The sequence below is a fragment of the Actinomyces israelii genome (genome assembly GCF_030253495.1).
GTDB lineage: Bacteria > Actinomycetota > Actinomycetes > Actinomycetales > Actinomycetaceae > Actinomyces > Actinomyces israelii.
On sequence record NZ_CP124548.1, the window covers coordinates 3,193,693 to 3,219,596 of the forward strand.

Here is a 25,904-nt window from a genome sequence, read left to right on the forward strand (position 1 = left end):
TCGCACGCTCGTTCTCACCACTTCCACGCATTCCACTTTCTAGGAGGCCCGTCAGCCCATGGCCCTTTCGCAGGAAAACGCCAGATGGTTCGCCGACACCTTCACGCGCATCGTCGACAATGTCGGCCAGGCCCTCCTGGGCAAGGAGGACGTGGTGCGCCTGGCGCTGACGACTATGCTCGCCGAGGGGCACCTCCTGCTGGAGGACGCCCCCGGGACTGGCAAGACCGCCCTGGCCCGCGCGCTGGCCGCCACCGTCCAGGGCACCCACTCGCGCATCCAGTTCACCCCCGACCTGCTGCCCAGCGACATCACGGGCGTGACCATCTTCGACCAGAAGACCCACGAGTGGGAGTTCCACGCGGGCCCCGTCTTCGCCTCCGTCCTCCTGGCCGACGAGATCAACCGCGCCTCGCCCAAGACCCAGTCCGCCCTGCTGGAGGTCATGGAGGAGTCCACGGTCACCGTCGACGGCGAGCGCCACGAGACCGGCCGCCCCTTCATGGTCATCGCCACTCAGAACCCCATCGAGCAGGCCGGCACCTACCGCCTGCCCGAGGCCCAGCTGGACCGTTTCCTGGTCAAGACCACCATCGGCTACCCCGACCGCAGGGCCCTGACCCAGATCCTCGCCGGCTCCGCCAAGCCGGACCGCTCCAAGTCGCTCAAGACCGTCATCACCGCTCCGGCGGTCGCCCAGATGGCAGACCTGGCGGCGGGCAACCACGTCGAGGACTCGGTCCTGGACTACATCGGCGCGCTCGTGGAGGCCACCCGGAGATCTCCCGACACGCGCCTGGGCGTGTCCACCCGCGGCGCCATCGCCATGACGCGCGCCGCCCGCGTGTGGGCCGCCTCCCGCGGGCGCGCCTACGTCCTGCCCGACGACGTCAAGGAGCTCGCCGAGGTCATCTGGGCCCACCGACTGGTCATGGACCCCGACGCCGAGTTCTCCGGCGCCACCGCCCGCGGCGTCATCACCCGCGCCCTGGAGGAGACGCCCGCGCCCACGACCCGCCTCTAGCCCCGCCCCATCGTCCCGACACAGCACCCGACAAACACCCGACAGCAAGTGACGGCGCAGCACTATGCCCACATCTCAGCCCACCCCACCGCCACGGTCCGGACGCGACGGCGCCCGCCCGCGCAGCGCTGCGCCCTCAAGACCCGCAAGACCCGCAAGGTCCCTGGGGGCCTCGGCGCCCGCATGGCACGAGTCGCTCCCGCTGCGCCGCATTATCAACGGCGCGTCCGCCCCCGGCTGGACGCTGAGCGTGGTGACCCCCACCGGCTGGGCGTGCCTGCTGCTCCTGGTCGCCACCGGTCTGGCCGCCGTCCGCCTGGGCTGGCAGGAGGCGTGGAGCGCGGCCGCGGTCCTCGCCGTCGTCGTGGGCACCTCCTGGCTGTGGCTCCTGCCGCGCGGCGCGCACCGCGTCTCCCACGAGCTGCTGGAGCCGCGCGTGACGGTCGGCGACGAGGCGATCATCCACCTGACGGTCCTCAACCCGACCGGCCGCCCGCTGCTGCCCGCGCGCATGGAGATGCCCGTGGGCCCGGGCACCGCCGTCTTCGCCGTGCCCACCCTGCGCTCCGCCGCCGTCCACGAGCGCGGCTTCGTGCTGCCGACCGCGCGGCGCGGCGTCGTCACCGTCGGGCCCGTGGTCTCGGTCTCGGCCGACCCGATCGGGCTGCTGCGCCGCGAGCGCACCCGCACCCGGGCCCAGCTCGTCCACATCCACCCGCGCACCGTTCACGTGGGCTCCTCCCTGCACGGCCTCATGCGCGACGTCGAGGGGGCCGTCACCCAGGAGCTGTCCAGTTCCGACGTCTCCTTCCACGCCCTGCGCGACTACGTGCCCGGCGACGACCGCCGCAACATCCACTGGCGCACCACCGCCCACACCGGGCGCCTCATGGTCCGCCAGTTCGAGGAGACGCACCGCTCCAGCCTCCTGATCCTCCTGGACTGCCTCATTGACGACTACGAGGTGGAGGAGGACTTCGAGACGGCCGTGTCGGTGGCCTGCTCCCTGTGCCTGAACGCCATCCGCGACGGCCGCGAGGTCACGCTGGCGACCCAGGACGACGAGCTGCCCACTACCACCGGCCTGCAGCTGCTCGACGCCTCCTGCCTGGTGACCTCGACGGCCGAGGCGGGCTGCGACGACCTGGCCCGCCAGGCCGCCGCTCGCCACCCCGAGGCCTCCGTGATCATCCTGGTCACCGGGCAGCGCTGCGAGAAGCAGACCCTGGCGCGCGTGCGCACCCTCACGCCCCTGGACGCGGTCGTCCTGGCGCTGCGCTGCGGCTCGCAGTCCATGGAGCGCCACGCCGCGGGCGGGCTGACCGCCTACGACCTGGACCGGGTCCAGTCCCTCCCCCGCATTATGAGGAGGGCCTCATGAGCGCCCCGCGCCCGGTCCCCGCGGGCGGGCGCGGCCGGGCCCGGGCCGGCCTGAGGGGCCTGCCGCCGTCGCGGTGGATCGACCTGGTGCTCGTCGTCGTCCTGGCCCTGGTCGCCGCCGTCCTGTTCGTGCCGCCCTTCGGCTCGCCCGTCGGGGCGCGGGCCGCGGCCGGCGGGATCGGGACCGGGGTGGTGGTGGCCCTGGTGTGCGCGGCCGCCCGGCTGGGGCCCGCCCCCACGCTGGCCCTGACCGCGCTGGCCCACGTGGGCCTGGCCCCGTGGGTCCTGCCGGACGTCGGCAGCGGGTGGAAGGCGGCGCGCGCGGTCCTGGCGGCCACGGTCACCGTGTGGCGCGACGCCCTGACCCTGCCGGTGCCGTTGACCGCCTTCCCCACCATGACGGTGCTGCCGTGGCTGGTGGGGCTGATCACCGGGGTCCTGGCCACGCGGGCGGTCCTGTCGGGGCGCGTGATCATCGCCGGCACGGCCGTCCTGGCCGAGGCGGGGGTGGCCATCGCCTGGGGCGTGCGCACCGCCCTGGCCCCGAGCGCCCTGGGCGCGGGCCTCATGGCGGGCGTGCTCCTGCTGTGGGCCATGACGGCGCAGCGCGGCCGGCGCGAGCGCGTCGCGGAGGTCCTGGAGACCAGTGACGCGGGCGTGGGCAGGGGCTCGCGGCTCGGACTGGCGCGGGTCCTGGCGCTGCTGACGGTCACCTCCACGGTGGTGGCGCTGGCCATCCCCGCGGCCCCGCACAGCCGCACGGTGCTGCGCGACCTGTTCGAGCCGCCCCTGGACCTGACCGAGTACGCCACGCCGCTGTCCCTGGTGCGGACCCTGGAGACGGACATGGCCTCCACGCCCCTGATGACCGCCTCGGGCGCGGACGAGTCCACCCGCATCCGCCTGGCCGCGCTGGACTCCTACGACGGGCTGTCGGCCCGCATCAGCGCCTCCGCGACCGGCGCGGCCCGCTTCCAGCGCATCGGCCGCAACACCCCGCTGACCGCCGGCGGCCTGACGCGCTCGGAGGACTCCCGCGAGGTGACCGTGAGCATCGCCGACTACAACTTCCCGTGGGTGCCCACCGTCGCCGACACCCTCAGCCTGGAGGTCTCGGGCTCCCGCGCGGACCAGGTCTCCCAGAGCCTGTACTACGACGTGTTCTCCACCACCGGCATCACCACCGCGTCCCTGAGCAGCGGCGACGTCCTGACCGAGCAGGTCCAGGCCCCTCCGACGGCCACGGACGCGCAGCTGACCGAGGCCGGCATTGACAGCGTCGCCCTGGGGCCGGTCGAGGACGTGCCCCCCTCCGTGCAGACCCTGGCCGCGACGCTGGTCGGGACGACATCCGAGCCGCTGGCCCAGATCCGCATGCTGCAGCAGGCGCTGCGGGCCGGCTACTACTCCGACGGCACCAAGAGCCCCTCCCCACCCGGGCACGGCGCCGCCCGCATCGCCTCCATGGTGGACGCCGGCTCGCTGGTCGGCGACGACGAGCAGTACTCGGTCCTCATGATGCTCATGTGCCGCTCGCTGGGGATCCCGGCGCGGGTGGTCATGGGCTTCCGACCCACCATGGACGGCAATGCCGCCAATGTCACCGGCCAGGACATCAGCGCCTGGGTGGAGGTCCCCTTCCGCTCCGTGGGATGGGTCACTATCGATGTGGTCCCCGACCGCGACCAGGTTCCCCAGCAGCAGACGACCGAGAAGGTCTCCAACCCCGAGCCGCAGGTGCTTCAGCCCCCTCTGCCCCTTCAGGACCCGGCCCACCTGCCGCCGTCCTACGAGGACGAGGAGCGCGACAGCTCCAATGACGACGATGACCGCGGCCTGGGCCGGATCGTGGCCATGGTCGCCGGCGGGCTGGGGGTCGTGCTGCTGCCGATTGCGACGATCCTGGCGGCCAAGGCCCTGCGGCGGCGACGGCGGCGACGGCGCAGCGGGGTCGAGGGGGTGCTCGGCGCATGGGACGAGGTCGTGGACCGCGCACGTGACTTCGGGCGCAGAACACCGCCGCGGGCCACTCGCCGCGAGGCCGCCTCGTCGCTCGCACCGGCCTTTCCGACCGCCGAGCTGACACGTTTCGCAGCCGCTGTCGATGGTCAGGTCTTCGGCAAGGGCGTGCCGACGTCGTACGCTGTGAGCACAATCTGGGCGTCGGCCGACGCCATGGTGCCCGCCATGGGCTCGGACCGCTCCCGGATGCGGCGCCTCGCTGCACGCCTGTCGCCGTGGTCTCTGGGGCGTCCGCACAGGCTTCGCCCTCGCACATCTCGACGATCCACCACCAGCTCAGCACCTAGGAGGAAGCGCTCGTGACCTCGATGCCGCCGTACAGCCAGGCCGCCGCTCCACCCGCCGCGGTGCGCAACCGCGTCATCGCCGGGGCGATCGACCTCATCGGCGGCGTCGCACTGGTGGCGGGGCTGGGGCTCCTCCTGGGCCTGATGATCCCCAAGGCCGCCATTGCGTGGCTCGGGGCTGCCGCGGCCGTTGCGGTGCCCCGCGAGCTGCTCCTGGCCCTGACCGGCTGGAGCCCGGGCGGCCGGCTCATGGGCGTGCGCCTGGTCGATGCGGCCACCGGCGAGGCGCCGAAGACGCGCCTGTTCATCCACGCCGACCTGCTGTGCGTGACCGTGGGCCTGGGAGCACTCATGTTCATGCGCTCGGCGGCCGCCGACCCGCACGGGCAGGGCTGGCACGATCGCATGGCTGGAATCCTGGCCGTGTCCACCCGCCCCACCGCGGCCCCCGTGCGGCAGGCGCCCAGCCGGCACGCTCCCCCCGTGCGGCAGGAGCCACGGCAGGACGTCAAGCAGCAGGTCCCCAAGCGGCAGGCCCCGAGACGCCAGTCCATCAGGCACCAGACGCAGGCGGCCGCCCCCGCCCAGCACTCGGCGGCGAGGGGCTCGGCGCGCGGGCGCGGCCGCGTCTTCCCCGACAACGCGTTCTTCCTCAACCCCGACGGCTCCTCGACGGACATCGGCTCCACGGTCGACACGACGAGCGCCGTGGCCCTGCCCCCGATCTCCGACCGTGCCATTATCGACTCCGTTCCCTGGGCTGCCGTGCCGACCCAGCTCGACACGCCGACCGGGGACCACTCGCCGCTCATGTCCGCGCCCCCGGAGGACCTCACTCCCGCCGGCCCGGGCGCAACGGACTCCTTCTCCGCCTCCTCGGCCCCGGACGATCCCCCTCCCGTGACATCGGCCCCGACGGCGGGACCCGAGTCCGCAGGCCCGGTGGGGGACCCCTTCTCCCCGCCTCCGCCAATGGTGCGCCCGCACTCCATGCCGTCGGCCGAAACCGAGGCCTTCCCGGTGGCGTCGAGCCCGACAGGAACCGCTTTCGCCGCCTCGGCCCCGTCGGGCCCAGCCGCCTCGGCCCCGTCGGGCCCAGCCGCCTCGGCCCCGTCGGGCCCAGCCGCCTCGGCCCCGTCGGGCCCAGCCGCCTCGGCCCCGTCGGGCCCAGCCGCCTCGGCCCCGACCCCGGCTCCGGGACCGCTGCCGCCGTCCCCGGAGCAGACTCCTCCCCCCGCCAGCCCACCGGTTCCGGTCGGCCCCTTCCCTGTGGCTCCGCCCACGGCGGGACCCCGTCCCGCCGCCCTGTTCACCGCCGGCGCCCCTTCCGCCCCCCCGTACACACCGGCGTCCTCCACTCCTCACGGCGTGTCGTCATCGTCACCGTACGAAGTTATGGTCCCCTCATCAGTGACAGCACCCGCGTCAGCGCCCCGTTCGCCGTCACCGGAGGAGCCCATTATCGTGCCGCCGTCGTCAGAGCCCCTGTCCCCCTCCCCCTCGACGCCGCCCGCTCGGTCCCGCATGGCGGACCGATCCGCCGCCCCGGCCGAGCCCTTGATCAGCGCGGACTCGGTCCCCGGGGCGCAGCCGGTGGTCTCGGCGTCCTCGCCTCCCACGGCCCGGGGCAGGCACCGGCAGGTCGAGGACCCGCGCGCGAGCAGGCTGGTCCCCCTGACCGGCGGGGCCCCCGTAGAGCTGTCGAGCACCACCGTCGTGGGCCGGGACCCGGACAACATCTCCGACTACCCCGGCGCCGCCTGCGTGTCCCTGAAGGACGCCAACCGCTCCATCTCCAAGACTCACGCGGCGCTCGCGCTGGCGCCAGGTGGCCTGTGGCTCACCGACCTGCACTCGACCAACGGCACCCGCGTCGAGGAGGACGGCCGCGTCACCGTGGCCAAGCCCGGAGAGTCGATCCCCGTGCCCACCGGCGCCACCATCGTGCTGGGCAGCGCCGCCTACCGCGTGGAGGACTGAAGTCCCGACGGCCCCCGGTAGCCCGTAGTCCCGGTCAGGGCGTGGGTACGCAGGCGCGGACCGCCTCGGACGTCCTGCCGTCCTGCCGTCTGCTGAAGACCGCGATGCAGGTGGTCCCCTCCTGGGCGGGCAGCGACGCGCTCGTGCTCTCGGTCCGCTGACGGGACTCGTTCTCCTTGCCCGCGACGTCGCTGCGATACAGGTAGTCGCCGGTCCACCCGTCCTCGGGCGCCTCCCAGGTGAAATCGACCTGCCCGTTGGCGCCGAGCGAGCCCTGCAGGTTGCGCGGCTCCGGCACGGTGGCGCCCAGGGGGTCCGAGCGCCCCGGGGCCAGCGTCGCGAAGGTCGGGGACGGCCGGCTGTCCTGCGCGACCCGTGAGGCGTAGATGGCGCCCGCGGCCACGGCGATCAGGACCACCGTGGCCGCACCGGCCACGAGGCGGGCCGATGCCCCGGGGCGGCGCGCCTCCTCCGGCTCGGCGGCGGGAGGCTCGGGGCCCGCGGGGACGACGACGGGCTCCTCGACGCGGGAGAACACGCCCAGGCGGGTCGCCTCGGGGTCGTCGACGTCGAGCGGCGCCCGGTCGGGGCCCTCGTCCTCGCCGTCGTCGTAGAGGTCGACGGCGGTCGTGGGCAGCCCGAGCTCGCCCTGGATCTGCTGGAGGGCCCGGGCGAAGGAGAGCATGGTGGGGTAGCGGCGGGCGGGGTCCTTCTCCAGGGCGACCGTGAGGACCCGCACGAGCGAGAGCGGGACGTCGGGGCGCCCCAGGGGCGGGACCGCGTCCTTGACGATGCGCCGGGCCAACTCGTAGACCCCCTCGGACGACCCCGGGGTCTCGAAGGGGCTGTGGCCTGTGAGCATCGCGTAGACGGTGGCGGCCAGGGAGTAGACGTCGGTGGCGGGCTCGGCGTTGCGCGACCCGACGAGCTGCTCCGGCGGGGCCCAGGGCACGCTCATGCCGCGCAGCTCGTTGGGGGTGTCCCGCGGCCCGCTCATGGCCGAGATCCCGAAGTCGGCCAGGACCGGACGGCGGTAGACGGTGAACAGGATGTTCGCGGGCTTGATGTCGCGGTGGATGATGCCCGCGCGGTGCGCGGTCTCGACGGCCCCGGCGATGCGGATGGCAGTGTCCAGGGTCTCGGGGATGGTCATGACCTTCTGCCGCAGCCGCATGCCCAGCTGCGGGGGAGGGCAGTACTCCATGACGATGAAGGGGCGCCCGTCGGAGGACACGCCCGCGCCGAAGACGGACAGGATCGCCGGGTGGGAGGAGACCTTGGCCATGAGGTTGGCCTCGGACTCGAAGCGGGAGGCCGAGCTGCCGGCGACGTCGGTGTCCATGACCTTGACCGCGACCTCGCGCCGGGGCATGTGCTGCTCGTAGAGGTAGACGCGCGAGTAGCCGCCCGCCCCCAGCTCGCGCCGGTAGGTGTACCCGGTGATCTCGGGGTGGGCGGCGTGGGGGGAACCCGTCACGGAAGGTCCTCGAGCACGAGCGACTGACCGTCGCCGAGGTCGAGGACATCGCCGTTGCGCAGGACCATGGGCTCGGTGTAGGGCAGCTTCTGCGGGGCGGCGCCCTCGCGCTTGAGCACGGTGCCGTTGCCCGCCGACAGGTTGCGCGCCAGGACCGACCACTCGTCGAGCTCGATGAGGACGTGGTTGCGGGAGACGTGCTGCCCCGGGCTGGGCACGGTCACCAGTGTCGGCGACTGGCCCTCCAGCTGGGGCACGTCGAAGGTCGAGGGCTGACGGCCGACCAGGATCGGGCGGTCGAGGGTGACGGCCTGCCCGGAGGGCAGGCGCAGGCGCCCGAGCGGCGGGCAGGTGATCAGGCGCGCCGGCTGGGACAGCTCTGCACCGCAGGCGCGGCAGCGCACGTAGTTGGTCGGGTTGGCGTGTCCCTCCGGGCAGAGCACCGACAGGGCCTGACGGCCCGCCGCCGGGAGGTCGGGCTGCCGGATGGCCACAGCCAGGGACACGGGCGTGTCGGTCGAGGGCTCCGAGGCGTAGGGGGAGGCGCCAGGCCTGCCGGAGACCAGCGGGCCCAGCTCGTCGACCAGGTCGTCGGGCAGGGACGCCAGCGTCCAGCCGTCATGGTCCCCGGCCTGCGCGGCCTCGAGATCGAGGTCCTCGGCGTCCTCGGCGCCGTGGGCGGCCGCGCCGGGGACGGAGAGCGGGCCGCCGTCAGCGGCATCGTCCGGCTCGTCCGCGGACACGGCCTCGCCCTCGGCGTCGGCCAGCTCGACCGCCTGCGAGCCGTCCACCGGAACGTCGTCGACGTCGATGTCGTAGGACCGGGCGGCGGGCGGCTCCTCCGCCTCGGTGAGCTCGACGACCTCCGAGCCGTCCACCGCGACGTCACCCTCGGCGTACGGAAGCGTCTCCGGCGAAGCGGGGGAGGAGACCGGCGACAGGGGTGAAGGAGGCTCGGGGGCGTCCGCCGGCGAGGCGGGTGACGGCGCCGCCGGCGAGGCGGGGGTAAGGGACGGGGCAGCCGGCCCGGCGTCGTCGGCGCTGCCGGCGGCCGGGGCCGGCGAGAGGCCCGCCGGCGAGAGGGGCGAGAGGACTGCTGAGGGGGCCGCCGGTGAGGCGGGTGAGGGGGCCGCCGGCGAGAAGGAAGCGGGCGCAGCGGGCGAGGGGGCCGCCGGCGAGGCGGGCGAGAGGGCTCGCGAGGTGGGCGCGTCGGCGCTGCCTGCTCGACCAGCGCCGGCGGCCGGATCCGATGCGGCGTCGGGGCGGGTGAAAAGCGACGTGGGGCCCGGGCTCGGCTCGGTGGCGGAGCCGGAGGGCTCCTCGGGGTCGGGGGCGCCCGGCATGTCCCCCGGGAACACGGCCGAGGCGGTCAGGATGGCGTCCACGACCGGGCGCAGCACGGGCCCCGTCGGCTCCGGCGCCCGCAGGATGACCTCCGGGGAGCCGGGCAGGAAGATCTCCCGCCATGTCGCCACGCCGCCGGCGTCGACGGACTCGCCGTCGATCTCCAGGCCGACCCCGCCCCGTACCGCCATGCGCACGCCGTCGGAGGCGGCGACCACCAGCGCGAAGTCCGGGATGCTCGACAGGTGCCCGCCGGCGCCCATGACCAGATGGTCCAGGATCGCCGTCAGACTGCCCCGGGAGGAGCGCAGCTCCTTCCACAGGTCGGTGACCATCTCCTCGGGCAGCTCTGGGGGGAGCAGAAGGACGCCGTGCGGTGCGACGGCGGCCGTCCAAGTCCCCTCAGCCCAACGACTCCAGCGTACGATGCCGTGTTCGGACACTGTCTCCTCCTTTGTCCCACCCAGTGGGTGAGGTGGTGAGCGGCGACGCGGTAGCGGTTGCCGAGCGCGCCCGGCCGCGCCTCCGGACTTTGACCGGACACGTCACCGAACACGGCACTCAGCTTCGCCGAAGTATATAGCCCCTCCCCTGGGCACTGTCTCGGCGAGACCGGGAGACAACTCGTGGCTGCCCTGAGAATCGACCAGATAGGTGCCATTGGTCGAGCCGAGATCGGTCACCGCGATCCCCTCCGGGGTGGGTTCGAGCAGGGCGTGGGTCTTGGAGACCGTCGCGTCGTCGGAGGGCACGGAGACCAGGCGCACGCCCTCGCGCCCGGGGCTGCGCTCCGGGGCCCGCCCCAGGAGCACCGGGGCGTCCACCAGCACGGATCGCCCATCGAGAACTAGGGTGTACATCATGTGCGAGCGCCTGGAGACCAGCATGGTCCCCGAGATCCGGTCGTACCAGGTGCGCCGCAGACCGGTCGCGTCCGCGCGCACCACCATGACCACGGGCACCGCCCCCAGACTCGCCACAGCGGCCACCGCCATGAGGCCCGCGCGCCCCACGGCCGCCAGCCCAGGGCTGTTGCCGCCGCGCGAGACCCGGTGCAGGCGCATCCCCATGACGGCTCCGCCGGGGCCGACGCCGGTGAGCGCCTGGATCACCACGAGCACCACGAGCACGAGCCCCGCGCACGCCAGCCTCCATATCAGGTGGATCGGCAGGAACGCGCAGATCCCGGTCACGAGCAGGACGTCGATCCCACCGGCGACAAGACGCTGCACGGGCGAGGCGGGCACGGGAACTGTTGCTGGCACGACTACAGCATAAGATGAGTAGCGTCCTACGAGCGCCGACCGCCGCGGCACACGCGACGCACAAGGAGTCTTCAGGATGCAGATCGCCGTCACCCCGAACGCCTCGACCTGGATCGTGGTGCCCGAATTCCCTCCGCCGGGGTGGGAGCGCGCGGAGGCGCGTCGGCGCACGTCAGGCATGACCGGCGCGGATCCTCGCCGACGGGCCAACCTCGAGGAGCTCCTGGTCACCCTGAGGCGGATCGAGCGCCGCGCCCCGCTGGCGCGGCTCCTGCACGTGGGCGACGGCCTGCAGAGGGTCTTCGCCGTCGACCTGAGCCTGGTCATCGCCTACGACGACAGCTCCAAGGAGGGCCGCCACGCCACCCAGCTGGCCCTGCTCAACGAGAACCTGCCGGGCGGCGAGCCGCGCCGCCTGCGCCCCAACCCCGGCACAGCGGGCTACTGGGCGCTCGCCAGGGGCAATGCGATGGGCTCCACCGTGCGCCCCAGCGCCGTCGTCGTGCTGCGCAAGGCCGGCCTGCCCACGGTGCCCGTGGACGTCCTCATGCGCGTGTGGGGCACGACCCCGGCCCAGGTCCAGCCGCTGATCGGCGAGGTCATCGCCCTGGCCGACCGGGTCGCCCCCGCCGACCTCCAGCGCGACCCGATCCAGCCGGTCCAGCGCGCCCCGATCCGGCCCGGCCCCGTGCCGACCGCGCCGACGCCCTGAGCCGGGCCCGGCTCAGCTCAGGGCCAGGAACATCTTCTCCAGGCGGGCGGCGTCCACGGTCTCACCGGTGGGGTCGGCCGCGAAGCAGGCGCGCATGCCCGTGGCGATGACGGCGTAGCCCGCCCGGTCGACGGCCCTGGAGACGGCGGCGATCTGGGTGACCGTCCGCTCGCAGTCCTGGCCGTCCTCGAGCATGCGGATGACGGCGTCGAGCTGGCCGCGCGCCCGCTTGAGGCGGGTGATGGCCGGGCGCAGCTCATCGGGGTCGAGGCGAACCGCCATGCTCACGCCTCCCCGGCCGCGGGCGCGGGGCCCGGCTCCGGGCCGACCGCGCCGGCGCCGTGCACCGCCGACCAGGTGCGGTAGCCGCCGTCGAGGTTGCGCACCTCGCGGCCGCGCTGGAGGAGCAGGCGGGCGGCGACGTGGCCGCGCAGGCCGACCTGGCAGGAGACGATGAGGGGGCCGTCGGGAAGCGCGTCGAGGTGTCCGCGCAGCCGGTCGACGGGGATGTTGAGGGCCCCGGGAATATGCCCGCGCGCGTACTCGGCGGGGGTGCGCACATCGACCAGGCCCGCCCCGGCGGCACGGGCGGCGTCGAGCTCGTGCCACTGGAGGGTGGGGGTCAGCCCGCTCAGGACGTTGTCGGCCACCAGGCCGAGCATGGCGACCGGGTCCTTGGCGGCGCCGAAGGGCGGGGCGTAGGCGGTCTCCAGGTCGGCGAGGTCGGGGGCCCGCAGTCCGCCGCGGATTGCGGTGGAGATCACGTCAATGCGCTTGTCGACGCCGGAGGGCCCCACGCCCTGGGCGCCGAGGATCCTCCCGGTGCCGGCCTCGGCCACGAGCTTGAGGCTCATGGCTCGGGCGCCCGGGTAGTAGGAGGCGTGGTCGTCGGGGTGGACGTGGACGCAGACGACGTCGAGGCCGGCGGCGCGGGCGCGAGCCTCGCTCCAGCCGGTCATTGCGGCCTGGAGGCCGAGGACGTCGACGATGGCGGTGCCGATGGCGGGCGCGGCGGCGGCCCGCCGTCCCATGATCGAGTCGGCGACGACGCGGCCGTGGCGGTTGGCGGTCTGGGCCAGGGCGATATGGGCGGGGGCCCCGTCAATGGCGCCGGTCTTGACGGCGGCGTCGCCGGCCGCCCAGATCGCGGGGTCGCTGGTGCGCTGGTCGGGACCCACGACAATGCCGCCGCGCTCGTCGACCTCCAGGCCGGCGGCGCGGGCCAGCGCGGTGTCGGGGCGGACCCCGACGGCGGCGACGACGAGGTCGGCGGCCACGGCGGCGCCGTCGGTGAGGAGCGCCTCGCGCAGCCCCAGCTCGGCGATGGTCACGCCGGTGCGCACCTCGACGCCGGCCTCGCGCAGGCGGGCGGCCACGGGGGCGGCCATCTCGGGGTCGAGCGGGGGCAGCACGTGGTCGGCGAGCTCGACGAGGGTGACGGCCAGGCCGCGGCGGTGGAGGTTCTCGGCGGTCTCCACCCCGATGAAGCCGGCCCCCAGGACGACGGCGCTGCGGGCCGGGCCGCCGTCGCCACCGGCGGTGGCGACGGCGCGGACCAGGGCATCGGCGTCGGCGACGTCGCGCAGGGTCAGGGCCCGCTCCATGCCGGAGATCGGCGGGAGGACGGGCCGGGCGCCCGGCGCCAGGACCAGGGCGTCGTAGGGCAGGTCCTCCTCGGCGGCGCCGCCGTCGGGACCGGTGGCGCGCACGCGGACGGTGCGGGCGGCGCGGTCGATGGCGGTGGCCTCGGTGCGCACGCGCACGTCGAGGGCGAAGCGCGCGGCCAGTGAGGCGGGGGTCTGCAGGAGGAGGTCGTCGCGCTCGGCGATGACGCCACCGACGTAGTAGGGCAGGCCGCAGTTGGCGAAGGAGACGTGCTCGCCGCGCTCGACAACGGTGATGGCGGCGCTCTCATCGAGGCGGCGCAGGCGGGTGGCGGCGCTCATGCCGGCGGCGACGCCCCCGACAATGACGACACGGCGCGACGGCGCCTCGGGCACGGAGCGGGCAGCGGGGGCGGCGGGGCTCACGGCTCAGCGCCTTCCGAGCAGGCGCGCCAGCAGGCCGCCGGCGGTCGTGGAGGCGGGGGCGTCGCGCTCGCAGGTGCACCACCGCCCCGCCGGCACGCCCGCCTTCACCTGTGCGACGTGCCGGCCGCAGCCGGCCCACGTCGTCTTGCCGCACGTCCTGCAGGTCACGGGTCGGCACATGGGTCTCTCCTCGCACGTCGAATATACCCCTAGGGGTATCTTACGACGCCCAGCCTATACCCCGGGGGGCATAGGAGGTCAAGGCGGCCCACCCGGCCCGCCGCGGGCCGTGCGCCGGACGGCGATGACATGGCATGATCGTTTTCGTCTCGTCGCGCTCCGCACGCCCGGGCACCGGTGCCCGGGCTCTCGCGACCGTCCGTCCTCCGCCACCGATCTCGGAGTCCTCATGCCTCTCGACGTCCTTCCGCTCCTCGGCGCCGCCCAGGCGTCCTTCACCCCGTCAACGACGGCGGTGGGCGGCAACGTGTTCCTCACGGCGGTCGTGGGCCTCGTGCCCCTGATCGCCTTCTTCGTCCTCATGGGCGCCTTCAAGGTCGCCACCCACTGGTGCTCGATCATTGCGCTCGCGCTGTCCGCGGTGCTGGCGGTCGTGTGCTTCCACATGCCGGCGGGCATGACGCTCCTGTCGGGCACGCAGGGCCTGGCCATGGGGTTCGTGCCGATCATCTACATCATTCTCGCCGCGGTGTGGCTCTACAACCTCACCGAGGTCTCCGGGCGCTCGAAGGACCTGCGGGCCGTGTTCAACGCCATTGGCAAGGGAGACATGCGCGCCCAGGCGCTCATCGTCGCCTTCTGCTTCTGCGGCCTGCTGGAGGGCCTGGCCGGCTTCGGGGCGCCGGTGGCGATCACCGCCGCCATGCTCGTGACCCTCGGCCTGGACAAGATCAAGGCCGCGCTCGTGACGATCGTCGGCAACGCCATCTACGTGGGCTTCGGCGCCATGGCCATTCCGGTGACCACCGCCGCGAGCCTCGGCGGCGGCCAGGACCCCACGCTCATCGGGATCATTATGACCCACTTCACCTGGGTCATCTGCGTACTCATGCCCTTCCTCCTGCTGGGGATCCTCGACGGCGTCCGCGCGGTGCGCCAGCTGTGGCCCCTGGCCCTGGTCGCCGGGCTGGCCACCGGGGGCGGGCACTTCATCGCCCCGTACATCTCCTACGAGCTCACCAGCGTCCTGGCGGCCCTCCTGGGGTTCGCCGCCTCCTACCTCTTCCTCCTGGTGTGGACGCCGACCACCCCCGAGGACTACCGCTCGGAGACCAGCGCCGACGACAAGCCCGACACCGAGCGCATCGCTCTCGCCCTGCTGCCCTACGTCCTGGTCGTCATCATGATCGGCATCACCAAGCTGTGGAAGATCGGGGTCGACCTGTCCAAGGTCCTGTCGGGCACGGACATCAAGATCCCCTGGCCCGGCGTCCACGGCCGGCTGCTCACCGAGTCCGGCGAGGCCTCGTCGTCGGCGATCTACACTCTGCAGACCCTGTCCAACCCGGGCACGTGGATCTTCCTGACGGCCCTGATCGTGACGATCGTCTACTCCCGGCGCTCCTCGGGCGGCCTGTTCCGAGTGAGCGCGGGGCGCATGCTCCGGGCGCTGCCGGAGACGATCTACACGCTACGCATGTCGATCCTCACGATCGCCACTGTCATGGCGCTGGCCTACGTGATGAACTTCTCGGGCCAGACCAGCGCCGTGGGAGCCGCGCTGGCCACCACGGGAGCGGCCTTCGCCTTCCTGTCCCCGGCCCTGGGGTGGATCGGCACGGCCGTGGCGGGCTCGGCGACGAGCGCCGGCGCCCTGTTCGCCAACCTGCAGGCCACCGCCGCGCAGACCGCGAACCTGGACCCGCGCATCCTCCTGGCGGCCAACACCATCGGAGGCGGCCTGGGCAAGATCGTCTCGCCGCAGAACCTCGCCGTCGTCACCACGGCGGTCCAGGCGCCCGGGAAGGATGCGGAGATCCTCAAGAAGGCCGCGCCGTTCTCGATCGGGCTGCTCGTGCTGCTGGGGGCGCTGGTCTTCATCGCCGCGCAGGGCTGGCTCGGGGCCTACATGCCGGCCTAAGCAGGCGCCCCCCTCCCGCCCGCCCCTTTCGTCGAGATCGGTCCGGTTCCGCGTCGAGGTCGGGCTCTGCGCGTGTGGGGGTTGTCGGGGATCCGGGTTTGTGCTGGGATTCCGGGATTCCGGGATTCCGGGATTCCGGGGTTGTGGGGGTTGTGGTGGAGGGGTGGCGGATGCTATCCTGTACACATGTTCGAAGACTGGGGCGCTGAGCCGTCCGTGCCGGGTGGTGCGGACGGTGCCGGTGACGGCGCCCCGCTCGAGGGCTTTGATGGGGTCGAGGCCGTGGTGGGGGTGCTGTCGGGGATGGTGCCGGGGGCGGTTCTGGCGGGTGTGGTGGAGCGGGCGGTGGCGCCGCTGCTGGCCCCCGCCGTCCCGGCCGACGGCGGCGCTGCTGCTGGGCCGGCCGGTGGTCCTGCCGTCCCGGCCGACGGCGGCGCTGCCGGGGACGACGGTGCTGGTGGGGGTGCTGGGCTTCTTGGGGGGCTGGTGGGCCCTGGTGAGCGGGCTCTGGCTGAGGCGGCGGGGTCGGTGGTGGTCGACGGCCGGGGTGTGGGGGCCCTGGTGGGTCTGGGTGCGGAGGTGCTCAGTGAGCTGGTGGCGGCCTGCGGTCGTCTGGCCGCCTGGGCGCAGTGGGCCCAGGCGGTGGTGGCGGCCTGCATGGCCCGCTGCCCGGAGATGGGTGGTCTGCCCTACCAGCCCGACCGGCCCGGCCGGCCCGACAGCGACGACACCCAGGACGACGGTCGGGACGGTCGGGGTGATGGTCTGTCCCGCTGTCACGCTCCGGACGGGTCGGGTGCGGTGTCTGGGGCGGTGTCTGGGGCGGGGCGGTGGAGCGCCGCCGGCGAGGTGGCGTGCCGGGCGGGGGTGTCGCGCCTGGTGGCGTCCCGGCTGGTGGACCGGGGCGCGGGTCTGCTCGACGCCCGCCTGGCGCCGGTGTGCGGCCTGCACCGGGTGGGGCTGCTGGACTCCTCCAAGACGTCCGTGGTGGTGCGCCGCCTGGCCGGCGAGCCGGTCGGTGTGGCGCGGGTGGTGCAGGACCGTGTGCTGGGCCGTGCGGTGCACCGCACTCCCGCGCAGGTGGGGCGGGAGGTGGACCGGGCGCTGACGGGCCTGGACCCGGCCGGTGCCGGCCGGCGGGCGCGGCGCGGCGCCGCCGGCCGGCACGTGACCAGGCCGAGGGAGGCGGGCGCGGGAGTGTGCCAGATGCGCGCCCTCCTGCCGCGGGCCGACGCCGTCCTGCTGGACGCCGCCCTGGACGCCGTCGCCGCCTCGGCCCGCGCCACCGGCGACAGCCGCACCCCGGGCCAGCTGCGAGCCGACGCCCTGACCGCCATGACCCTGCACACCCTGCGCACCACCCACCACACCACCACAACCACAACCGCGACAACCAAGACGGCCGAGACCGCGACAACCGAGGCGGCCGAGACCGCGACGGCCGCTGCGGGCGCCGCCGGGGCGGGTGCGGGCGGTCCGGCCGGGGCGGCCCTCGATCCCGCGGGCCCGGAGGCCCCGGCCCGCCCGGCCCGCCCGGAGGAGGGTCCGGAGGAGCTGGTGGCGGGTCCGGGCCTGGTGGGCTTCACGGGCTTCGAGGGTCCGCCGCCCGGCCCGGCGGACACCGCGGACCCCACCGGCCCTGGGGCTCTCGGGGCCGGCGCGGGTCCTGCGGGTCCTGCGGGTCCTGCGGGCGTGGTGGAGCCGCTGTACGTCGACTCGATGGGCCTGACGCCCGACGGGGTGCCCCTGGAGGGGCTGCTGACCGCGCTCAGCGGCCTGGTCTGCCACACCAGCCCCTGGTGGACGCCCTCCGGGACCGACCCCGCTCCCCTGCCACCAGGACTGACGGTCAGTATCGACGTCACCGTCCCTCTGAACCACCTCACAGACCTCCTGCCCGACGACACCGCCCCGCCCCAGGACGACCCGCCCGCCACCACCACACCCACCACCACACCCACCACCACACCCGCCTGCGGGCCCGGTACCGGGCCCGCAGGGCCGGTGGGGGCGAGCCTGGGCGGTCGCGGGCGCAGCGTGCCGGTGCCCGCTGCCGTGGCGCGGGCGCTGGCCGCCGGCGGGACCTGGCGCCGCCTGGTCACCGACCCCCTGTCCGGGGCGGTGACCGACGTCGGCCGCACCCGCTACCGGCCCCCCGCCGCCCTGGCCGACCTGGTGCGCGCCCGCGACGCCTCGTGCACCCACCCCGGCTGCGAGCGCCCCGCCCGCGGCTGCGAGATCGACCACGTCCGCCCCTGGGCCGAGGGCGGGACCACCAGCCTTGAGAACCTGACCTGCCTGTGCCGGGCCCACCACCGCCTCAAGCACACCCCCGGCTGGGCCCTGACCCGCACCCCAGACGGCGCCCTGGTCTGGCGCACCCCCACCGGAGCCCGCTACCAGCGCGACAACGACGGCACCATCACCCTCCTGCCCCGCCGCACCGGACCAGGCCAGAAGACCCGCCCCGCCACCCGCCTCCCCCAGGCCCTCGCACGCGCCATCACCCCCCAGACCCTCGACCGCCTCCACAAAGGCCTCACCAACCACACCAGCCCAGACACCACCCCCGGCGACCTCGGCCTCGGCCACCACACCAGCCCCCTCATCACCACCCACGGCCCCCACCCCAACGAGAACCCCGGCGACTACGAGACCACCCCCTACCACCCCACCCTCCACACCCTCGGCCTGACCCCACTACTCGACACCATCCCACCCTTCTAAAACACGCACACCCAGCCGACAACAGCAGCTCGACAGCCCCCGCACCCGTAGTTCCCGGCACCACCGACGACACTCCGTCATAAACCTCAGGCGACACTTGCGCAAACCTGCCCGCCAGGACGCCCCGGCGGGCGGGCGCCTCTCCGGCACCGCCGTCGGGAAACACCGATTTTCTCCAGCAATAACGCAGTTTCGCGCACCTCCGCTCCAAGCCCGCCGAGCAGGCCGTCCAAGCCCCCGCCCCGCACCCCTTACCGTGGTCCCAAGTCAATGACGTCCACGAAAGGTCCATCTGTGCGCATCGCACTCTTCGCGACCTGCATCGGAGACGCGATGTTCCCGCAGGCGCCGCAGGCGACCGTCGCAATCCTGGAAAGACTCGGGCACGAGGTCGTCTTCCCGGAGAGGCAGGTCTGCTGCGGCCAGATGCACGCGAACACCGGGTACTTCACGCAGGCGGCCTCCCTCATCCGCAACCATGTCAGGACCTTCGAGCCGGTGCTCGACGGCGAGTGGGACGCCGTCGTCGTGCCCTCCGGCTCCTGTGCCGGGGCGACCCGCCACGAGCAGGCGCTCGTGGCCGAGCACGTGGGCGACGCCGCCCTGGCGCGCCGCTCCAAGGAGGTCGCGGCCAAGACCTACGAGCTCTCCGAGCTGCTCATCGACGTCCTGGGGATCACCGACGTCGGCGCCTCCTTCCCGCACCGGGTCACCTACCACCCGACCTGCCACTCCATGCGCATCGCCAAGGTCGGCGACCGCCCCTACCGGCTGCTCAAGGCCGTCAACGGCATCGACCTGGCCCCCCTGCCCGACGCCGAGGTGTGCTGCGGCTTCGGCGGCACCTTCTCCATGAAGAACCACGAGACCTCCACGGCCATGCTCGCCGACAAGGTCTCCAACGTCATGTCCACCCGGGCCGAGGTGCTGTGCATGGGCGACTACTCCTGCCTCATGCACGTCGGCGGCGGCCTGTCGCGCCTGAACTCGGGGGTGCGGATCATGCACCTGGCCGAGATCCTCGCCTCGACCAAGGACCAGCCCTTCAGCGGCAACGTGTCCTTCGCCCCGACCGCGAAGGAGGCGACGGTCAAATGAGCCAGACCTTCCTGGGCATGCCGGCGGGACCGGGCAGCGCGAGCGCGCCGACGGCGGACGCCGCGGCCGGCGCCACCGGCGCCGCCCACACCGGCGGGTGGCGCACCACCGTCGAGATCCCCGCCAACACCCTGCGGTGGGGCGAGTCCTTCCCGACCGCGGCCCACAAGACCCTCCAGAACACCCAGCTGCGCCGCAACCTGGGCCACGCCACGCGCACCATCCGGGGCAAGCGCGCCATGCGCGTGGAGGAGATGCCGGACTGGGAGGAGCTGCGCCGGGCCGCCAGCGCCGTCAAGAACGAGGTTATGAGCCACCTGCCCGAGCTGCTGGAGCGCTTCGAGGCCAACGTCGCCGCGCGCGGCGGCATCGTCCACTGGGCGCGCGACGCCGCCGAGGCCAACCGGATCGTGACCTCGCTCATCAAGGCCAAGGGCGTCGACGACGTCGTCAAGATCAAGTCGATGGCGACCCAGGAGACCAACCTCAACGAGTACCTCAAGGGCGAGGGCATCACCGCCCACGAGACGGACCTGGCGGAGATGATCGTCCAGCTCGCCGACGACATGCCCTCCCACATCGTCGTCCCGGCCATCCACCGCAACCGCTCCGAGGTGCGCGGCATCTTCCTGGACCGCATGGGCGACGCGCCGGAGGGCCTGTCCGACGACCCGGTCGAGCTGGCCGGGGCCGCCCGCGCCCACCTGCGCAAGAAGTTCCTCCACGCGTCCGTGGCCGTCTCGGGCACCAACATGGGCGTGGCCGAGACCGGCACCGTCTCCATCTTCGAGTCCGAGGGCAACGGCCGCATGTGCCTGACCCTGCCCGACACGCTCATCACCCTCATGGGCATCGAGAAGCTCGTCCCCCGCTTCCAGGACATCGAGATCTTCTCCCAGCTGCTGCCGCGCAGCGCCACCGGGGAGCGCATGAACCCCTACACCTCCATGTGGACCGGGGTGACGCCGGGCGACGGCCCCCAGGAGTTCCACCTCATCCTCATGGACAACGGGCGCACCAGGACGCTGGCCGACCCGATCGGCCGCGAGGCCCTCCACTGCATCCGCTGCGGGGCCTGCATGAATATCTGCCCGGTCTACCAGCACGTGGGCGGGCACGCCTACGGCTCGGTCTACCCCGGCCCCATCGGCGCGATCATCACGCCCCAGCTCACCCAGGGGCTCGCCGACGACGACCCGGTGCACACGCTGCCCTTCGCCTCCTCGCTGTGCGGGGCCTGCGGCGAGGCCTGCCCGGTGGGCATCGACATCCCCACGATCCTCATCCATCTGCGGGCCCGCACCGTCGACGTCAAGCGCAAGGTGGTCCCAGACATGTGGGACGTGGCGATGAGCGCGACCCGGCCGGCCATGAGCAGCGGCCGGCTGTGGGGCCTGGCCGAGAAGGCCGCCAAGGCGACCCGGCTGGTGGGCCGCGACGGCCGGATCGGCGCGCTGCCCTTCCCGGCCTCCATGTGGACCGGAGCGCGCGACCTGCCCGAGGCGCCGTCGGAGAACTTCCGCGAGTGGTGGGCGCGCACCCACCCGACGACGACGGCCTCGGCCCGGCCTGCGGCCAGGGACCGCTCCGGCCGCAAGGAGGAGAAGTGATGGACGCGCGCACCGCCATCCTGGCCCGCGCCCGCGACGCGATCGCCCGCTCCCAGCGCGGCCCGGCCCGCCCCGTCCCGCGCGACTACATCCGCGTCGGTGAGCACGCCCCCGGCTCCGAGCCGGTCGTGGCGGACATGGTGGACAAGCTCGAGGACTACGACGCCGTGGTGCGCACCGAGCCCGACGACGCCGGGATCGCCGAGGCGATCGACGCCCTGCTGGGCGGGGCGCGGGTCGTCGTCGTGCCGGCGGGGCTGCCCGAGGAGTACAAGCGGGCCGCCGGCCGCGGGCGCGAGCTCGTCGAGGACTCCCCCGAGCGGCCCATCGCGACCCTCGACCTGGACCGCGTCGACGCCGTGGTCACCGGCTCGCGCGTGGGCATCTCCATCTCGGGCACCATTGTGCTCGACGGCGAGCCCGACCAGGGGCGCCGGGCGATCACGCTGGTGCCCGACACCCACGTGTGCGTCCTGGAGCGGAGGTCGATCGTGCCGACCGTGCCCCAGGCGGTGGACGTGCTCGGCGAGCACCCCACCCGCCCCATGACGTGGATCGCGGGCCCGAGCGCGACGGCGGACATCGAGCTCGTGCGCGTCCAGGGCGTCCACGGCCCACGCAACCTCGGCGTCATCATCGCCCACTGAGCACCCTCTTTTTCACCGAGATCGGTCCAGTGCCCGCAGCAGTCCGCAACTGCCTGCGCAGAGGCGCACACGGCGCCAGAATCGACGCATGGCCACCACTCGCCCCGATCCAGCACCGCCACCCGCCGCGGGCGCCCGAGAGCGCCGGGAGGCCCTCGTCTCCCACCTGAGGGACCGGGGCAGCACCTCGGTGGCCGAGTTGCCCGAGCTCTTCGGGGTCTCCATCGAGACCATCCGCCGCGACCTGCGCCTGCTGGAGTCAACCGGGCGGATCCGCCGCTCCTACGGACGGGTCACCGCGGCCGAGTCGGGCTCCTTCGAGTCCAGCCGCGAGTTCCGCGTCACCCACCTCACTGACGAGAAGGAGCGCATCGCCCAGGCGGCCGTGGAGCACCTCGGCACCGCCGAGACGGTCTTCCTCGACGAGGGCTTTCACCCGCTCCTGGTCGGCCGGGCCCTGCCCGCCGACCGCGACCTGACCATTGTCACCGCGTCCCTGCCCACCGCCATCGAGCTCGCGGAGCGACCGCGGACGCAGGTCGTCGTCATCGGCGGCAGGGTCCGGCCCATCACCCTGGCCTCCGTGGAGCGGTGGGCCACCCGCATGCTGCGGGAGATGGAGCCGGACCTCGCCGTCGTCGGGGCGAACGGTGTGAGCGAGGAGGGCTGGTTGACGACGCCGCACGCCTCGGTCGCTGAGGTCAAGGAGACGGTCCTGGGAACCGCTGGCCGCGCCATCTTCGTCGGCAGCCACACGAAGTTCGGCCACTCGACCTTCGCCCGCTTCGGGCACGTCCGTCAGCTCGAGCGCGTCATCACCGGCCGCGAGCTGCGGTCGTCCACGGCCAGGCGCCTGACCGGGCTCGGCGCGGTCATCGAGCGGGTCTGAGCACCGGGGCCCGCCGCCACGCCCGCGAACCGGTCACCCACGCGGGCGGAAACGGTCATCGCGGTCATCATCTCCGACGGCGCGGCCACCGGGGCCGCGCACAGGATCGGGCCCCGGATCACAACGACGGCGCGCGACGCGCCCGCTCCCACCGGCAACGACGGCGGGTGCCTTAGCGGGCGTCGACCGGTCACGCCTCAGCCGCGACCGGTCGGCCCACGGGCCGCGGCACTGCCGCAGACTTACGTCAACGGCCCCGGGGCCGTGACAACGTCGTCAGCCGCCAACGAAGGTCCTCCGATGCCCAGTTCCAACCGCTTCATCGCCGCCATACAACGCACCGGCTTCCCCACCAACCTCGCCGCCGGGTTCCTCGCCGTCATCGTCTTCGTCATCGGGGACGGCATCGAGGCCGTGTGGATCACCAACTACCTCTCCAGCGCCGACGTCGGCTTCACCGTTCCGCAGGCCTCCTCGATCGTCACCTCCTACGGCGTCGTCGTAGCGCTGGCCGCCTTCCTGTCAGGAGCGCTGTGCGACGCCCTGGGATGCCGCAGGGTCATGCTCATCGGCCTGATCTCCTTCCTGGTCTTCGACGCGCTCTTCATCGCCGTCGGCCTGCCCAGCCACAGCCTGCCCCTCCTCCTGCTCTTCTACGGGATGCGCGGCTTCGGCTACCCCATGTTCGCCTACGGGTTCCTCACCTGGACGATGATGGTGACGCCCCCGGAGCGCCAGTCCTCGGTCTCGGGCTGGTTCTGGTTCGCCTTCTCCCTGGGCATGCAGCTGCTCGGCTCCTACCTGTCCAGCCTCTTCCTGCCCGCCATCGGGCACATCCCGACCCTGTGGGTCGGCTGGCTGCTCGCCGCCGCCGGGGGCACCACCGGCATGCTCTTCCTGTACCGCCGCCCCTCCTCCGCCGCCACCCGGGGCAAGTCCGTCCTCCAATCGGTCGGCTCGGCCGTGTCCGTGCTGTGGCGCTACCCGAAGGTCTCGGTGGGCGGGGTCGTCAAGATCATCAACCTCTCCGGCCAGTACGGCATGCAGGCCTACTACGTCGTCTACCTGCACAAGGTCTTCGGCATGCCCGAGTCCCAGGCGATCCTGGAGTTCTCCATCTTCGGCTTCGTCGCCATTATCGGCGACGTGTTCTGGGGCGTCATGGGCGACCGCATCGGCTGGCGCAACACCCTGCAGTGGGCCGCCACCCCGATCACGGCGATCGCGCTGGCCTACATCTACCTCATCCCCATCGTCGCCGGCCCGAGCTTCCTCCTCATCGCGCTGGGGACCTCGGCCGTGGGCATCGGCCTGAGCGCGCACGTGCCAACCACGCCGCTGATCACCGCCCACGCCCACGGGGAGACCGGCAACGCTCTGGCCATCCTCAACCTCGGCGCCGGCCTGGGCGCCTTCGTCGGCCCCGCCATCGTCACCCTGCTGCTGGGCGACGAGGGCACGGCCCAGGGCTACGCCGCGGCCGCCATGGCGCTGGCCGGCATCTACGTCATCTCCTTCCTCCTCTGCTTCGCCCTCAGGCTCCCGGGCAACGCCCGAGTGCTGCACACTGATGCCGAGCTCTCCGACGCCGACGTCGCCGCGCCCACGACCGCCTGACCGCCCTACGCCGACCATCCGCCACCCACCATCCGATAAGAGAACCGAGAGAGACAGGACACCAGCCATGAGCACCACTCCCGACCGCAGCGACCTCGCCCCCGCCTACGACCGCTCGGCGATCACGACCGGGATCGTCCACATCGGCGTCGGCGGCTTCCATCGCGCCCACCAGGCCATGTACCTCGACCGCCTCATGCGAGACGGCTCCGGGTCCGACAATCCGCAGGACGCCTGCCTGGACTGGGGCATCTGCGGGGTCGGGCTCCTGCCGGGCGACGCCCGTATGCGAGACGCGCTCGCCTCCCAGGACCACACCTACACCCTGACCCTGAAGTACCCCGACGGCCACCACGAGTCCACCGTCATCGGCTCGATCCACGACTACCTCTTCGCCCCCGACGACCCCGAGGCCGTCCTGAGCCTCATGGCCGCGCCCACCACCCGGATCGTCTCCCTGACGGTGACCGAGGGCGGCTACAACATCGACGACGCCACCGGCGCCTTCCGCACCGAGTCCCCGGGCGCCGCCCACGACGCCGCCAACCCCCGCGAGCCCACCACCGCCTTCGGCTGCGTCGTCGAGGCGCTGCGCCGTCGCCGTGAGGCCGGCACCGCCCCCTTCACGGTCATGAGCTGCGACAACCTGCCCGGCAACGGCAGGATCGCCCGCACCGCCGTCGTCTCCCAGGCCGCCATGAGCGACCCGGAGCTGGCGGGCTGGATCGAGGAGCACGTCTCCTTCCCCAGCTGCATGGTCGACCGGATCACCCCGCAGACCACGCCGGAGGACATCGCCGAGGTCCGCTCCGAGCTGGGCATCGAGGACGCCTGGCCGGTGGTGTGCGAGCCCTTCACCCAGTGGGTGCTCGAGGACGACTTCCCCGCGGGCCGCCCGCCCTACGAGCGGGTCGGGGTGCAGATGGTCGACGACGTCGTGCCCTACGAGCTGATGAAGCTGCGCCTGCTCAACGCCTCCCACCAGGGCCTGGGGCACTGGGGGCGCCTGCTCGGCATGACCTACGGGCACGAGGCCGCCGCCGACGCCGACATCGCCGCCTGGGTGCGCGCCTTCCTGGAGCGCGAGGCCCTGCCGCGCCTGCGGCCGGTGCCCGGCATCGACCTGGCGGAGTACGTGGACACCCTCTTCGAGCGCTTCACCAACGCCGCCATTGCCGACACCCTGCTGCGCCTGGCCCAGTTCGGCCCCAGCGGCATGCCCAAGTTCGTCCTGCCCACCGTGCGCGACAACCTCGCCGCGGGCGGGCCGATCCGCCTGGGGACCGCCATGTGCGCCGCCTGGTCGCTGGGTGCCGCGGGCACCGACGAGAGCGGCAACCCGATCCCGGTGGCCGACGACCTGCGGCCCCTGGCCGAGCGGCAGGAGGCCGGCGAGGAGACCGCCTTCATCGGCAATGCGGAGATCTTCGGGGACCTCGCGGCCAACGAGCGCTTCGCCGCCACCTACGCCGAGGAGCTGGCGGCGCTGCGCGCCCAGGGGGCGCGGGCGCGCCTGCGGGCGCTCGTGGCCGAGGGCTGAGCGGCCCCTCGGGCTCCGGCGAGATCTCCCTTCTGCGCCGCGTCGGGGCGCGCAGGCTCAGGTTCTGGAAGGCGCGGGGCTTCCGGCTCCTCGGCCGCGCCCGGTGCAAGGCGACCATCGCTGAGCACATCGGCTGCACCGCGGTGCCGCGCAG

At 73.5% G+C, this 25,904-nt stretch carries 19 protein-coding genes; 13 read left to right on the forward strand and 6 right to left on the reverse strand.

Features of this window, described 5'->3' with window-relative positions; translation table 11 throughout:
* Positions 1 to 58 precede the first annotated feature (58 nt).
* The 4 genes from AIF0345_RS13350 (at position 59) to AIF0345_RS13365 (ending at position 6,693) form a co-directional block, all read left to right on the forward strand.
* The gene (locus tag AIF0345_RS13350) at positions 59 to 1,024 is read left to right on the forward strand and encodes an AAA family ATPase (RefSeq protein ID WP_043562718.1); all 966 of its coding nucleotides are present in this window, start codon (positions 59 to 61) and stop codon (positions 1,022 to 1,024) included.
* Positions 1,025 to 1,277: 253 nt separating this feature from the next.
* Positions 1,278 to 2,405: a DUF58 domain-containing protein gene (locus AIF0345_RS13355; RefSeq protein WP_268918059.1), complete on the forward strand. Its 1,128-nt coding sequence runs from the start codon at positions 1,278 to 1,280 to the stop codon at positions 2,403 to 2,405.
* Positions 2,402 to 4,729, forward strand: coding sequence for a transglutaminase-like domain-containing protein (locus tag AIF0345_RS13360; protein WP_268918058.1), 2,328 nt, complete (start codon positions 2,402 to 2,404; stop codon positions 4,727 to 4,729). Before AIF0345_RS13355 ends, AIF0345_RS13360 begins: the two co-directional genes overlap by 4 nt.
* 5 nt (positions 4,730 to 4,734) lie before the next feature.
* Entirely contained in the window at positions 4,735 to 6,693 is a 1,959-nt protein-coding gene (locus tag AIF0345_RS13365; RefSeq protein ID WP_285297948.1) for an RDD family protein, read from the forward strand.
* 34 nt (positions 6,694 to 6,727) lie between these two features.
* Here AIF0345_RS13365 and AIF0345_RS13370 read toward each other — a convergent pair whose 3' ends face one another.
* The 3 genes from AIF0345_RS13370 to AIF0345_RS13380 all read right to left on the reverse strand — a co-directional run bounded on the left by AIF0345_RS13370 (position 6,728) and on the right by AIF0345_RS13380 (position 10,779).
* Positions 6,728 to 8,170 (reverse strand): serine/threonine-protein kinase, encoded by a 1,443-nt coding sequence (locus AIF0345_RS13370; RefSeq protein WP_268918057.1) that lies wholly within the window; start codon positions 8,168 to 8,170, stop codon positions 6,728 to 6,730.
* A complete protein-coding gene (locus tag AIF0345_RS13375; RefSeq protein ID WP_268918056.1) occupies positions 8,167 to 9,849 on the reverse strand; it encodes an FHA domain-containing protein in 1,683 nt (560 codons plus the stop codon). The genes AIF0345_RS13370 and AIF0345_RS13375 overlap by 4 nt, the downstream gene beginning before the upstream one ends.
* 210 nt (positions 9,850 to 10,059) lie before the next feature.
* Positions 10,060 to 10,779, reverse strand: a complete 720-nt coding sequence (locus AIF0345_RS13380; protein WP_043562704.1) for an FHA domain-containing protein — start codon at positions 10,777 to 10,779, stop codon at positions 10,060 to 10,062.
* Between the two features lie 76 nt (positions 10,780 to 10,855).
* Between AIF0345_RS13380 and AIF0345_RS13385 the strand changes: the two genes are divergently transcribed.
* Positions 10,856 to 11,491, forward strand: coding sequence for a hypothetical protein (locus AIF0345_RS13385; protein ID WP_043562702.1), 636 nt, complete (start codon positions 10,856 to 10,858; stop codon positions 11,489 to 11,491).
* Between the two features lie 12 nt (positions 11,492 to 11,503).
* On the opposite strand, the gene AIF0345_RS13390 is transcribed toward AIF0345_RS13385, so the two are convergent.
* The 3 genes from AIF0345_RS13390 to AIF0345_RS13400 are packed head-to-tail and all read right to left on the reverse strand — an operon-like array spanning position 11,504 to position 13,701.
* Positions 11,504 to 11,773: a metal-sensitive transcriptional regulator gene (locus tag AIF0345_RS13390; RefSeq protein ID WP_043562699.1), complete on the reverse strand. Its 270-nt coding sequence runs from the start codon at positions 11,771 to 11,773 to the stop codon at positions 11,504 to 11,506.
* 2 nt (positions 11,774 to 11,775) lie between these two features.
* Positions 11,776 to 13,521, reverse strand: a complete 1,746-nt coding sequence (locus AIF0345_RS13395) for an FAD-dependent oxidoreductase (RefSeq protein WP_268918055.1) — start codon at positions 13,519 to 13,521, stop codon at positions 11,776 to 11,778.
* A gap of 3 nt (positions 13,522 to 13,524) precedes the next feature.
* Positions 13,525 to 13,701 (reverse strand): hypothetical protein, encoded by a 177-nt coding sequence (locus tag AIF0345_RS13400; protein WP_268918054.1) that lies wholly within the window; start codon positions 13,699 to 13,701, stop codon positions 13,525 to 13,527.
* Positions 13,702 to 13,930: 229 nt separating this feature from the next.
* Here AIF0345_RS13400 and AIF0345_RS13405 point away from each other — a divergent pair, with 229 nt between their 5' ends.
* From AIF0345_RS13405 to AIF0345_RS13440, 8 genes are all read left to right on the forward strand, one after another.
* Positions 13,931 to 15,622: an L-lactate permease gene (locus AIF0345_RS13405; RefSeq protein WP_268918053.1), complete on the forward strand. Its 1,692-nt coding sequence runs from the start codon at positions 13,931 to 13,933 to the stop codon at positions 15,620 to 15,622.
* A gap of 186 nt (positions 15,623 to 15,808) precedes the next feature.
* The gene (locus AIF0345_RS13410) at positions 15,809 to 18,349 is read left to right on the forward strand and encodes an HNH endonuclease signature motif containing protein (RefSeq protein ID WP_285296417.1); all 2,541 of its coding nucleotides are present in this window, start codon (positions 15,809 to 15,811) and stop codon (positions 18,347 to 18,349) included.
* A gap of 294 nt (positions 18,350 to 18,643) precedes the next feature.
* Positions 18,644 to 19,447: a (Fe-S)-binding protein gene (locus AIF0345_RS13415; RefSeq protein ID WP_043563692.1), complete on the forward strand. Its 804-nt coding sequence runs from the start codon at positions 18,644 to 18,646 to the stop codon at positions 19,445 to 19,447.
* Positions 19,444 to 21,057, forward strand: coding sequence for a LutB/LldF family L-lactate oxidation iron-sulfur protein (locus AIF0345_RS13420; protein ID WP_043563690.1), 1,614 nt, complete (start codon positions 19,444 to 19,446; stop codon positions 21,055 to 21,057). Before AIF0345_RS13415 ends, AIF0345_RS13420 begins: the two co-directional genes overlap by 4 nt.
* A complete protein-coding gene (locus AIF0345_RS13425) occupies positions 21,057 to 21,704 on the forward strand; it encodes a LutC/YkgG family protein (RefSeq protein WP_043563688.1) in 648 nt (215 codons plus the stop codon). Before AIF0345_RS13420 ends, AIF0345_RS13425 begins: the two co-directional genes overlap by 1 nt.
* Before the next feature lie 88 nt (positions 21,705 to 21,792).
* Positions 21,793 to 22,593, forward strand: a complete 801-nt coding sequence (locus AIF0345_RS13430) for a DeoR/GlpR family DNA-binding transcription regulator (RefSeq protein ID WP_268917852.1) — start codon at positions 21,793 to 21,795, stop codon at positions 22,591 to 22,593.
* Between the two features lie 300 nt (positions 22,594 to 22,893).
* On the forward strand, positions 22,894 to 24,210 hold the full coding sequence (locus AIF0345_RS13435) for an RbtT/DalT/CsbX family MFS transporter (protein ID WP_084682614.1): 1,317 nt from the start codon (positions 22,894 to 22,896) through the stop codon (positions 24,208 to 24,210).
* Positions 24,211 to 24,277: 67 nt separating this feature from the next.
* Positions 24,278 to 25,750, forward strand: a complete 1,473-nt coding sequence (locus AIF0345_RS13440; protein WP_285296418.1) for a mannitol dehydrogenase family protein — start codon at positions 24,278 to 24,280, stop codon at positions 25,748 to 25,750.
* Positions 25,751 to 25,904 lie beyond the last annotated feature (154 nt).